The organism is Allobosea rubneri (genome assembly GCF_032464875.1).
GTDB lineage: Bacteria > Pseudomonadota > Alphaproteobacteria > Rhizobiales > Beijerinckiaceae > Allobosea > Allobosea rubneri.
Map to the genome: position 1 here is coordinate 18,759 of NZ_JAWDID010000010.1, position 12,278 is coordinate 31,036.

10 protein-coding genes are annotated in these 12,278 nt (G+C 65.6%); 1 reads left to right on the forward strand and 9 read right to left on the reverse strand.

What is annotated here, in order from left to right:
* Positions 1-2: 2 nt before the first annotated feature.
* The 4 genes from RKE40_RS08885 to RKE40_RS08900 form a co-directional block, all read right to left on the reverse strand.
* Positions 3-1,034, reverse strand: coding sequence for a DUF1254 domain-containing protein (locus tag RKE40_RS08885; RefSeq protein WP_316017875.1), 1,032 nt, complete (start codon positions 1,032-1,034; stop codon positions 3-5).
* A 140-nt stretch (positions 1,035-1,174) separates the two neighbouring features.
* A complete protein-coding gene (locus tag RKE40_RS08890; RefSeq protein ID WP_390893294.1) occupies positions 1,175-2,767 on the reverse strand; it encodes an arylsulfatase in 1,593 nt (530 codons plus the stop codon).
* Positions 2,768-2,910: 143 nt separating this feature from the next.
* Positions 2,911-3,723: a hypothetical protein gene (locus tag RKE40_RS08895; protein WP_316017876.1), complete on the reverse strand. Its 813-nt coding sequence runs from the start codon at positions 3,721-3,723 to the stop codon at positions 2,911-2,913.
* A gap of 122 nt (positions 3,724-3,845) precedes the next feature.
* Positions 3,846-4,133 carry a hypothetical protein gene (locus tag RKE40_RS08900; protein ID WP_316017877.1) on the reverse strand — a complete coding sequence of 96 codons (288 nt, stop codon included), beginning with the start codon at positions 4,131-4,133 and terminating at the stop codon, positions 3,846-3,848.
* A gap of 137 nt (positions 4,134-4,270) precedes the next feature.
* On the opposite strand from RKE40_RS08900, the gene RKE40_RS08905 reads away from it, so the two are divergent.
* Positions 4,271-5,281 (forward strand): SphA family protein, encoded by a 1,011-nt coding sequence (locus RKE40_RS08905; RefSeq protein WP_316017878.1) that lies wholly within the window; start codon positions 4,271-4,273, stop codon positions 5,279-5,281.
* A 32-nt stretch (positions 5,282-5,313) separates the two neighbouring features.
* Here the strand turns inward: RKE40_RS08905 and RKE40_RS08910 are convergent, their stop codons facing one another.
* From RKE40_RS08910 to RKE40_RS08930, 5 genes are all read right to left on the reverse strand, one after another.
* Positions 5,314-7,599 carry a hypothetical protein gene (locus tag RKE40_RS08910; protein ID WP_316017879.1) on the reverse strand — a complete coding sequence of 762 codons (2,286 nt, stop codon included), beginning with the start codon at positions 7,597-7,599 and terminating at the stop codon, positions 5,314-5,316.
* Positions 7,600-7,696: 97 nt separating this feature from the next.
* Positions 7,697-8,116, reverse strand: coding sequence for a hypothetical protein (locus RKE40_RS08915; protein ID WP_316017880.1), 420 nt, complete (start codon positions 8,114-8,116; stop codon positions 7,697-7,699).
* 298 nt (positions 8,117-8,414) lie between these two features.
* On the reverse strand, positions 8,415-10,019 hold the full coding sequence (gene ggt, locus RKE40_RS08920; protein WP_316017881.1) for a gamma-glutamyltransferase: 1,605 nt from the start codon (positions 10,017-10,019) through the stop codon (positions 8,415-8,417).
* A gap of 96 nt (positions 10,020-10,115) precedes the next feature.
* Positions 10,116-10,313 carry a hypothetical protein gene (locus RKE40_RS08925; RefSeq protein WP_316017882.1) on the reverse strand — a complete coding sequence of 66 codons (198 nt, stop codon included), beginning with the start codon at positions 10,311-10,313 and terminating at the stop codon, positions 10,116-10,118.
* A gap of 13 nt (positions 10,314-10,326) precedes the next feature.
* Positions 10,327-11,928, reverse strand: coding sequence for an L-lactate permease (locus RKE40_RS08930; protein WP_316017983.1), 1,602 nt, complete (start codon positions 11,926-11,928; stop codon positions 10,327-10,329).
* Positions 11,929-12,278 lie beyond the last annotated feature (350 nt).

Below are 12,278 nucleotides of genomic sequence, written 5' to 3' on the forward strand. Positions count from 1 at the left end.
GCTCACGAAACCGGCTGCGGCCGCGGGAAATTCCATTTGCCGTTCAGGATCTCGGCCTTCGGGCGATAGAGCCGCACGGTGTAGTTCCAGCCGGGCATGATCGGCAGGCAATTGGCGATCTTGCCGTCGCAGCCGCCGAACTGGATGGCGATCGAGCCGTCAGGGCTCTTCGCAGCGGTGAGGTTGTTGAGCGCGTAGGCGTCGTACGGGTTCTTCTGGTAGTAGCCCTCGGCATTGTAGAGGCTGACCGACCAGAAGCCGTTCACCGGCACATCCTTGACGACGAGCTTGTAGACGGTCTTTCCGTCATTCCCGGGCGGCGTGACGTTGAGATAGACCGCATCCTTGTCCGGATTGCCGCCCCAGCCCAGCGCGGTTCCGATCAGATGCCGGATCGGGTCCACCTCCTTCTTGGTGCCAAACGCCTTCTTGAAATCCGGAATCGTCGAGCCGAGAACGAGCAGCGCGTCGCGGACCTTCTTCTGACTGGCGTGATCCCAGTTCGGCACCTCGAACTTGCCAGGGCTCTTCTGGCTGACCTTGATCGCGTCCTGCAGGGCGTGGACCTGCTGCAGGTCCTTCGGGTCCTTGGGATCGACGAGGGTACGAATGCCAACGACGGCGTAGCGCGTACCGACCCCGGACCGGGTCAGGGTATGGCTGCCGGCTCCGTAGTAGACGGCCGGCACATAGTGATCCTGATTGATCACCTGCATCGACATGAAACGCTTGCCCGCGTCGGGCAGCGAAATCGTCACCGAGCCGGCATCGAGATCGAACACGGCCGACGAATAGAGGGTATCGCGGTTGAGCCGGATGACCGTCTGGTCATCGATCGAAGCCGGCTCACGGCGATGCAGGAATTTCCCGAGGCTGCCGTCCTTGTTCAAGTTGCTCATGTAGAGGTCGGATTCGGCGCGGACGAAGTTGTCGACGCCGACCGGCGCGGCGGCTCCGCCGGCGGACTGGGCGCGAGCCGCCCCCGTCGCAGCAAGCATGATGGCGAAAGCGTTGATTACCGGCCTGATCGTCATCGAACGTCTCCTCGAAGTCAGGTTACGCGCGCCAGTTCGCCTCCCGGTACTTCACCCGGGAGACTGCCGGACGCGGATCGTGACGCTGCCATCCGCCCATGCCGGCGCCGCCGAGGCGCGCGCCGGCTCGATCTACGCGACTACTTCGTCGCCCTGCTGGCGGCCTGGTCGAGGTTGCGCATCAGCGCATCGACCATCTGGTCGACGCTGAAGCTCGCAGGCCGCTGGCTCGGCGGGTACTCCTTGAAGGTCTGCAGGAACGGCGCGACCTTCCAGACGCCGTACTGGATCAGATAGGCGTTCTTGGCGAGCCAGTCGTAATACTGGTCGGAAACGACATCCGCCCGCTCCATCGGGTCCATGCGCAGGTTGAAGACCTTGGGCGCCCGCAGGCAGGTGAACGGATTGGCCCAGACGACGAAGCCACCCGGCGCGCGCTGCTCGCAGAAGACGATCTTCCAGTCATTGTAGCGATAGGCGACGAGCTCGCCGTCGTCGTTGAAATAGTGGAACTCGTTGCGCGCGGATTTCGGCTGCTGGCCGGTGATATACGGCAGCTGGTTGTAGCCATCGAGATGGACCTTGGCCTGCTTGCCGTCGAGCGGCGTGCCCTTGGCCAGCTTGTCCTTGATCTCGGCATCGCCGGCCGCCGCGACCAGGGTCGGGAACCAGTCGAGCCCCGAGATCATCTCGTTCGAGACCTCCCCCGCCTTGACCTTGCCCGGCCAGCGGATCATCGCCGGGACGCGGAAGGCGCCCTCCCAGTTGGTGTCCTTCTCGCTGCGGAACTGGGTGGTAGCGGCGTCTGGCCAGGACCACTGGTTCGGGCCGTTGTCGGTCGTGTAGATGACGATGGTGTTGTTGGCGACACCGAGATCGTCGATTGCCTTCAAGAGCTTGCCGACATCGCCGTCATGCTCGATCATGCCGTCGGCGTAGTCATTGCCGGGCATACCGCTGATGCCCTTGTTGGCCTCGCGGATATGGGTGAACACATGCATGCGCGTCGTGTTCATCCAGGTGAAGAACGGCTTGTTGGCCCGGACCTGGCGCTGCATGAAATCGATCGCGCCGGCCGTCGTCTCGTCGTCGATCGTTTCCATCCGCTTGCGCGTCAGCGGCCCGGTATCTTCGATCTTGCCGTCGGCCGAAGTCTTCAGCACGCCTCGCGGCGAGTTCGACTTGACGAAGGCGGTATCGTTCTTCGGGTAGTAGATCCGCTCCGGCTCCTCCTCGGCGTTGAGGTGATAGAGATTGCCGAAGAACTCGTCGAAGCCGTGCCGGGTCGGCAGATATTCGTCGCGATCGCCGAGATGGTTCTTGCCGAACTGCCCCGTGGCATAGCCGAGAGGCTTCAGTGCCTGGGCGATTGTGACGTCGCGATCCTGCAGACCGACCGTCGCGCCGGGGATGCCGACCTTGCAAAGACCGGTGCGCAGGCAGGCCTGGCCGGTGATGAAGGTCGAGCGGCCGGCCGTACAGCTGTTCTCCGCATAATAGTCGGTGAACATCATGCCTTCCTTGGCGATCCGGTCGATATTGGGCGTGCGGTAGCCCATGAGACCGTGCGAATAGGCGCTGATGTTCGACTGGCCAATGTCGTCGCCGAAGATCACCAGGATGTTCGGTCTGGCGGTGTTCTGGCTCGGCGCCGGCTGGGCTTGCGCCGGCATCGCCGACAGTCCTAACCCAACCACGAGCCCCACTGCGGCGAGAAATTTCTGGCGTCCCATGAGACACTCCCGGTTCCGGATCGGCGCCAGGCGCTGGGCGTCTTCAAGACCGCAAACCTGGGCACGCGCCGCGAGAGGCTCGCATGGGGGTGGGCCCGGCATAAGCGTGTAACTGTATCAGCCTTGCTTGGGGGCGGCCGACGTCACCGAACCGCAAGGACTGCCGTGATCGATCTCGCCGCGTCCTGGGCCAGTTCATCGATCAACTCGAAACCCGCCACTGCCCTGGCGAAGTAATCGCGAAAGTCCGAAGCCAGAACCTCGCCGTTGCGCAGATCGCTGAAGCGCCAGGAATAGCGGCGGCGCTCGGCCAGCGGACGCACCGCGATGTCGAGCAGGTAGGACTCGCCGGGCTTCTCGAACAGGGCCTGGATCGAGCCCGAGGCGGCCGCCCTCTCGGCGGGCGGCACGACGAGTGTCTTAAAACGCGCCTTGCGCAGCAGCACGAGCAGCGCGTCGGTGAAGAGTTCGCCACGCAATTCGGCCTCGGGATCGGCATGACCGGAATGGTCGTGGATCACCACGGTGGCCGCCGGCGCGGCGTTGACCTCATCCGCTGTCGCAGCCTTGGCTGCGACCACGCTATCCGCGACGTCGGGCGCCCAGGCGAAGCTCGGCACATACCCCCCGCGCGGCATGGCGATCCTGATACGATCCCCTGCCCCGGCGCCCTCGTAATAGGCCGTCAGAGCCGAGCGCAGCCGCGTCGCTTCGATGCGGACGATAGGATCGACCGTCGGATCGAAACTGTCATCCCGGCCGAACACGTCAACACCAATCGAATACGCCTTGATCCGTTCGGAGCGACCTTCGATGGTCTGCGTTACGACGAATGACAGAAATCGCCGGTTGCGCTCGGACAATCGCAAAGAATCGTTCGCCAGTAGAGTTTGGAGCGATTCAAATATCTCACTAGTCGGCGGCTCAGCGCCGTGGGCCGAAACACTTTCGTCCATTGCTCCGCCTCCAAAGCCTGGACTGAAAAATCACCTTCGCCGATCCGTGTAACAATGGCGCAACGATGGCGCGATTGGCAACCCGCACCACGCGCATGAGCTCGCTGCCGGAAGCGAGGAAGTTAGGAAATCCTCTCCAGAATATCTTGCTCTGTCGCGGATGCGAGCGCGTTGTATTCCTCTGCCCGCTGCTTGCCGACCGCCGCCGCTGATTTCGCCCAGTAGGCGGCGGCTTCGCAGGCGGCCTCATAGGCCTCGCAAAGTTCCACGAGACGCTGATCGCGGGCAAATTTCTCACGTAGCTCCGTGCGCCTGTTCGGCCAGCGAAGCATGAGGCGTGCAAGCCCGCGTCTTTGCGCCTGTTCCATAGCCACGCGTTCACCATTTCGTGAGGCGTAGAGGGGGAGCATATCGGTGAAGCGCCTTCGGGTGCAGCCGTAACAGTTGCACTGCGATCTGGCTTTCAAACCCGGCCCGCTTGCGCCCTCGGCTTGACGGTTACGGCCAAAGCACCTCAGGCTTCGCCACGGCGCATGGGAGGCCGATTATGAAGCGACTCAGGGCCGCTCTGCTTGGCACATCTGCCTGCCTTCTGGGCAACCTGCTTCACACCCCGCTGGCCGCTACCGAAGGTGGGGCGAGCCTCTACGTGCCCGGATTTCACGGGCCCGGCGCCGGCATCGTTCCGCCACCGGGCTTCTACTTCGAGAATGACTTCTACTCCTATTCCGGCCGTCTTTCGGCCCGCACACAGACCCAGTTCGGCGGCGCCGTTCTCTCCAATGTCGAAGTCGAAGCGAGGATCAACTTCGCCACCCCGACCTGGGTGACCCCGTTCGAGATCTTCGGCGGCAACCTCGGCTTCGCGATCGCGATCCCGTTCGGAACCCCGAGAGTAAGCGCTGGCGCCTTGGTCGCGGCACCGCGCTTCGGTCGTGCCTTAGGCCTTAGCTTGCGCGACGCCACCTTCAACATCGGCGACCCGGTGGTGACCAGCTTCGTCGGCTGGCATGCCGGCAACTTTCACTGGCAGGTCGGCGGTGCCGTCAGCATTCCCGCGGGCGCCTATCAGGATGGCCAACTCTCCAACGTCGCATTCAATCGCTGGATTGGCGACGTCTACGCCTCCGCGACCTGGCTCGATCCCAAGATCGGCCTCGACATCTCGACGACCGTCGGCTTCGAGATCAACGGCACGAACCAGGCTACCGATTACCGGAGCGGCAACGCCTTCCATGCGGATCTGGCGATCACCCAGTATCTGACCAAGGAATTCTCGATCGGCGTCATCGCCTCGCACTACCAGCAGGTCAGCGGCGATGGCGGCGCCGGCGCCTCGCTCGGTCCCTATAAGGGCCGTGTCACGGCGGTCGGCGGAACGATCGGCTACAATATCGATGTTGCGGGAACGCCGGTCTCCACCCGCCTGAGAATCATGCGCGAAGTCAGTGTCGAAAACCGCGCGCAGGGTACAGGCGTGATGGTGAGCGTCGCCTTCCCGCTCGGGCCTGCGCCATCGCCCAAGGCCGCGCCCGAGCCAAAAATCGTCAAGCACTAGATCCGGCGGGACCAGGCAAGGGTCCGGCGCCGCTAGCGCCGGAAACCGCCGCCGTGGAAACCTCCTCCATGGAATCCCCCGCCATGGAAGCCGCCTCCGAAGCCCCCTCCACCGTGGAAGCCACCGCCGCGAAAGCCGCCGCCGGCGAAGCCTCCACCGCCGAAACCGCCGCCGCCACGGAAGTGCTCCAGGCCCTCGCCGCGGAAACGGGCCGCCTGCTCGCGGTCGAAATGCCTGAAATCGCCGCCGCCGGCATTCTGCCAACGGCCGTTCTCGTGCCTCTGCCAACCGTCGGCGCCGCGGCGCATGACCTCGCCATTTCGACCGGCATAAAGATCGTTGGCGCGCGGATGGTTCTGCCGCAGGTTCGACGCCGCCTCGCGCGTGCGAGCCCCACCGGCGAGATTGCCGCGCTCGCCGGCACGGTTCTCGAGGCGATTGCCGGCGCGGCCATCGACCCGGTTGCCGATCCGACCGTCGGTACGATTGCCGATGCGGTCATCGATCCGTGAATGCACGGAGTTGTTGGTCCAGCGATTATAGATGTTGGCCTGGTTGAAGTTGAAATTGTTGACGACGACATTGCCGCCACCATGCCAGCCCCAACCGCCCCAGCCCCAGCCGGGCCCTGCCCAGGCCCCGCCGGCCCAGGCCGCCCCGGCAACGGCGCCCAGGGTGAAACCGGTGACGGCGCCCCAGCCGAAGGCTGAGCCATAGCCATAGGTCAATGGCGCCGGGTACCAGGCCGAGCCGATCCAGGCCGGATAGGCATAGCCGGTGCCGTAGACCACGACGCCGCCGGGCGCGACGACGGTGCCGAAATAGCCCGGCGTATAGCCGACATAGACAGTGTCGGGCGTCGCCCGGTAAACCTTGGCATAGGTCACGTAATGCAGCGGCGAGTCTGCCGGGATCGCATAGATCGCAGCCGGCACCTCGGTCGCGACCAGCCAGGGGCCGGAAAGACTGGCCGAGGTGAACCAGACCCCGTTCTCGACGACATAATAGGCCTCGCCAGCCTTGATGACCGGCAGCGAAGCATTGACGACATAGTCGAGCCCGGCCCCCGGAATCGGCTTGAGCTCCGGCTTGCCGTCATAATGCACGGTGGCCTTGGCCTTCTTGCGATCGACGGCCGCCGTCTGCGGGATCTGGTTGTCGATCAGCGATTCCTGCGCCTGGACGGTTCCGCTCACCGAAGCGAGCACCTCGCCCTTGGGATGGCTTTCGGGAATCTTGGCGAAATCGGCCGGGAGCTTGTCGCTGGCGACGAACTCCCACGGCCCGTTCTGCAGCGACTTGCCGCGGAACCACCTGCCGGAGACCAGGAGGTAATTCTCCTGGCTGGCGACATCGACGGCGACCTGGCTCCCCGTGTTCTTGACGTAGAGCAGCTGCGTGCCGGGAATCGGCGCGTATTCGGGATGCCCGACCGTCTGGATCAGCTCGGCCGGTTCGAGGCTGACATGCAGCGCCGGGGTCGCGCCCGCCGCGACGGCCTCGGCGATGTCGGGCGGCGCCTCGTCCATCAGATTGGCGCGCGAGCCCGCAGCCTTCAGCGCCGCCGCGAGGCTCGCCGGCGGCTGGCTCGCGACACTCCAGCTGGCCTCCGGCGCCTTCGCCGTCCACCAACGCCCGAGCGCGCGCAGATAATAGCTCGCGCCCGCCTCGTCGAAGAGCATAAGCGCCGGCGTATTGATCACGCGCAGCAATTTGCTGCCGGTCATCTGGCGCAATTGCGGCTTGCCGTCGACCAGGACCAGCATGGCCGGGTTCTCGCTGTAGATGATCTTCGGCGGGTCGTTCCTGACCGCGACCTCTTTCACCCCGGTCTCGGCCTCGGACACGGCGAGGCTAGCCTGCAGGCGCGACAGCGAGAGGGTTCGCAGGCCGCCGCCGGCGTGCTGGCGCAAGGCTGCGGCATAGGCCTCGGCGTTGGCTGCATCGGAGGGGAAACTCGCCCGGACAACCTCGATATTGCCGAGGGTCACCAGATCGTTCTCGCGGTCGACGTCGGTGTGGGCCTTCAGCCAGACCACGCCCAACGTCGGCGACGCCGCACCCGGGCGCTCCACCGAAACAGCGGCCCGGGCCTCCAGCGTGCCGTCCTGCCAGCGCTCGATCTGCGGCTGATAGACGGTGATGTCGCGCTCGCCATCGGGCACGACGCGCGGCCAGCCGATCTCGGCTTCGTCTGCGACCGGGCTCGGGGTCGCGGCGGCACCTGGCGCTGCTGCAGGACGCGCGCTCTGCGCAAAGCCGGCTGTCGGCGGCAGGACGAGGCCGATGACCGCAACCAGCGCGACCGTTCCCGACAATCTGGCTCTCAAGCTGGCTCGCATCCCGGATCCCTCCTGTTTCGGCAGCCTGCCAGGAAACCCGATGGCACCTCAGGCCGGCTCGGCGCCCCTCATGTCACCCGTCGCAGCGGTGATAAGGCGTCTCGACCTCGGGAAACTCCGGATCGAAACGGACGAGGCCGCCATCGGGCTTGAAGCGGACCGAGACGCTCACATTCTCGAAGATGATCTCGCTCTCGCAGCCAAGCAGGAAGGTCAGCACGTCGCCCTTCTGCTTCGACGAGATCACATCGCAGCTCGCATTGGGGCTACGGATATGCTTGCCCGTCGCGATGAAGCCCGACCAACCCTCGGCCGAGTTCTTGTTGAAGACCAGCCTGCCGCTGCGCTTGGTGAAGACCTGATCGCAGGTCGCGGCATTGGTCGCCCAGGCGCCCTGCAGGCGCTCCGGCGAAGCCTGGGCCGACGCTTCCTCGGATGCCGTCGCGGCGCCGGCAAGCAGCAACACCGCCAATAGCCCTTGGCCTCGCCTCATGGTTCACCTGCCTCGCTCTCTTGACCCGAATCACGCAGCCCGCGCGGATCGCACGAAGGCCCGCATGCCCGATGGGAACAGCCTGCAATGTCTGACGGATCGTCACAAGCGGGAAGCGAGACTGGGGCCTGTAACGGTTACAGCCGGCGGAGGCCGCGCGGAACGCGATCGCGCCATTGGCGCCCTGTCGAGGCCCAGGGCTGGATCGCCGCCCCTCCAGTCGGACGCGGGCGATCCAGCTTCTTGTCAGAGCATCGGCTCTCTGCGGAGAACGGGCCCCGCTTTTCGGCGCGCGGTCCTAGAAGCCGAGCGCGATGCCATCGCCGCGCGGATCGGCGCCGCCTTCATAGGTTCCGTTTTCGTGGTCGATGCGGATCGCCTGGGCATGACCCAAGGTGCCGTCCCAACCGTCCACGATCTTCACCGGGTGCCCACGCAGGCGCAGCTCGCGCTTCACCTCGTCCGGCATGCGGGCCTCCAGCGCGAGATCGCGCGACGCCGTCCCCCAAGTCCGCCCCATCAGCCAGCGCGGCGCCTCGATCGCCTGCTGCACGTTGAAGCCGAAGTCGATGATCCGGGTGAGCAGCGCCGCCTGGGTCTGCGGCTGTCCCTCGCCGCCCATGGTGCCATAGGCCAGCGCCGGCCTGCCGTCCTTCATCAACATCGCCGGAATGATGGTGTGGAAGGTGCGCTTGCCCGGTTCGAGGCTGTTGGGATGGGAAGCATCGAGCGAGAAGAACGAGCCCCGGTTCTGCATGACGATGCCGGTGTCGCCGGCCACCACCGCCGCGCCGAAGTCGTGATAGATCGACTGGATGTTCGAGACCACGAGCCCGTCGGAATCGGCCGCGCAGAAGTAGACGGTGTCGCCCGACGGGGCCTGCCGCTTGGCCGCGCTGCCGAAGCTGATACCCGGCTCGATCGCATCGAAGGGACGGGCGGCAACGGGATCGATCAGCTTCCTGCGCTGATCAGCGTAGTCCTTGGAGAGGAGCCGTTCGAGCGGGATGTCGACATGGGCGGGGTCGCTCAGCCACTCGTCGCGATCCGCGAAGGCGACTTTGATGGCCTCGACGAGGTGGTGGTAATAGGCCGCCGTGTCGTTGCCCCAGCTCTTTACGTCATAGCCCTCGAGCAGGTTGAGGATCTGCAAGGCCGCAAAGCCCTGCGTCGAGGGCGGCAGCTGGAACACCTCGTAGCCACGATAGCCGGTCGAAATCGGCTGGGCCCAGCGTGCCCGATAGCCGGTGAGGTCATCGAGCCGCAGCGGCGAGCCCTGCGCCTCGAGCGACCTCGCCATCTCCTGCGCGATCGGCCCCTCGTAGAAGCCCTCGCGCGGACCATGCTCGGCGAGGAAGGCGAAAGTCCTGGCGAGGTCGGCCTGGACCAGCGTCTCGCCGTCGCGCTGCGGCCTGCCCTTCGGCAGGAAGATGCGCGCCATATCCTTGTCGTTGTTGAGGATGGCCTCGTCCGTCACCAGCCAGTCGGCAAGCGAGCGGGAGATCGCCATGCCGTCGCGGGCATAGGCGATCGCATCGGCGAACAGGTCCTTCCACGGCAGCTTGCCATGACGCTCATGCGCGAGACGCCAGCCATCGACGGCGCCGGGCGCAGTCAGCGCCGCAAGCGGGCCGCGCATCGGGATCTGCTCGGCATGGCCCCTGCCCCGGTAGAAGTCACGCGTCGCAAGACGCGCTGCGGGGCCGCTCGCCTCGATCGCTTCGACGCCCTTGGCGCTGCCGCCGGCGATCAGCCAGAAGGCGTCGCCGCCAAGGCCGGCCATATGGGGATAGACCACGCAGAGCGTCGCATTGATGGCGATCGCCGCGTCGACCGCGCTGCCGCCACGGCGCAGCGCGTCCTGGCCGGAGGCGGAGGCGAGGTAGTGAGGCGAGCTCACCATTCCCCTCGCCGCGTGGATTGCCGGTCGGCCGGTCCTCAGCCCGTTCGCGTTTATCATGATGTCCTTTCTTCGCTTTTCGTGGACGAAGCCGCGTCGTCAGTTGGGCTTCGGCGGGAAGAGGAGGCGCTGCAGCGGAGGGATCACCGCCGCGATGCTGAGAGCGACCATTCCGGCGGTCGAAACCAGGCGCCAGTCATTGGTCGTTCCGATGCTGATCAGCGGCAGCGCCGCGAGAAACAGCAGGAACGAAACGCTGAGATACGACAGGCGATTCTGCAGGATTCGCTTGATCATCGGTTGTCTCCGTTCACTGGGTCACGAGGACCAGGACGACCGTGGCGACGCCGGTTACGACGAAGGCCAGGATGGTCCAGGGGATCGTCTTGCGAAGGATCGCGCCCTCCTGCCCGTTGATGCCGGTGGTGCTGGCGCCCATCACCACATTGGCCGGGGCGATGGCATTGCCGATGGCGCCGCCGGCGCTCTGCGCGGCCAGGATCGTCGCTTCCGGCAGGCCCTTGGCGCGCGCCAGCGTGACCTGCAGCTCCGAGAACAGCACCTGGGACGACGTGCTGCTGGAGGTGATGAAGGCGCCGAGCACGCCGATGCCGTTCGCCAGGAAGGCGAAGACATAGGCCGGAGCGACTTCGGCGATGCCGAGCGCCAGCATCGTGTTCTGGCCCGAATGCTTCATGATCGAGGCCATGGTCAGGAAGGCGAGGATCGGCACCGAGGCCGGCACGGCGCTGGCGATCAGGCCCCAGACGACACCGGGCTGCGCCTTGCCGGTCCGCTGCGCCCACTGCGCGAAGTAGCCCTTGCCCGCAAAGATCATCCAGACGATCAGCGCCGTCAGCAGGATGGTCGCGCCCGGATGGCTGAGGAAGCGCAGGCCGGAATACTGCTCCGTCGCCGCCGTGGTGACGCCGAGCCCGGTGGCCACGGCCGGGAAGGCCCAGCCGACAGCCGGCCCATCGAGGAACTGGCGCAGCGGCTCGATCAGCGAGGTGCCCGTGGCCAGCAGGGTCAGCAGGCCATAGGGGGCGAGCGCCGTCAGGGTGCCCATGGGCGGCTCGGCACCGCGATCGTCCAGATGCGCGTCCTCGCGCATGGCCGGACGTTCGGTAATGCCCTCGACCGGCCGGCTGTAGCGCGACCAGCGCGACAGCGGGTAGAGCGCGAGCAGCGCGACCGTCGCCGGCAGGAACGCGGCCAGCACCGGGTCGATCCAGACCGTGGCGACCTGGCCGAAGCCCTGGATGGCGGCGATGATCAGGACCAGCGGCCAGCCGGCGCGCACGGCCGGCCAACGGCCATAAAGCCAGACGACGGCGAAGCCGCCGAGCACGGCCTGGATGACGATCAACAGGGCCGCCTGGACGCCGGTCGAGAACACGGTCGCCGCGTCGAGATCGACGACCTGCAGGGTCGCGAGCCAGCCAACGCCGAGCGTGCCGTAGAACTTCGCCCAGATATGCGCGATGATCGGGATCGCGACCGCATAGACCGGCTTCATGCCGAAGGCGACGAGCAGCGGGGCGACCACGGCGATCGGCGTGCCGAAGCCGTCAATGCCCTGCAGGAACGAGGTGAAGACCCAGCCGAGCGCGACGATGATGAACAGCTCGTTGCGGGACATCCGGGCGATGCCATGGCGCAGTGCGTCGTAGCCGCCGGACTGGTTCATGATCTGGTAGAGCAGCAGTGCCGGCCAGATGACGTAGAGGATCGGGATCGCATCCCAGATGCCCTTGGCCGAGGCCACCGCCAGGGTCCGAGCCGGCGTCTCGAAGGAGAAAGCGGCAACCGCGGCCGCGATGAAGATGCCAGTGGTGCCCGCCTGTTGTGCCGTCCAACCAAGGCCGACCATGAGGACAATGAGGAGCACGATGGGAACCGATGCCAGCACCCAACCCAGCAAATCAACACTCAACAATCTGTAATACCTCTCTACTTTGTGATGAGGCGAAAACTAATCTCGTACCAGTGCAGAATAATAATCATCCCCATCACGACAAAACAACAAGCATGATGCTTGAGTGATCCGAGATTGAGCGCAGCTATGCGCTGATCGTCAGCATTGGTTACGATAGCGAGGCAAGCCATGGGTTGATTCAAATCAACCAGGGAGGCAGCCATTCCTTGAGAACAACCTGACCATTGGGCAGATGGAGACGGGCGCCAGAGCCCCCTGAACGCGTCCCCTCACAGGCCCGCCGCAGTCCTTGCACCGGCAGCCCAGCCGTCGGCGCGCGCGCT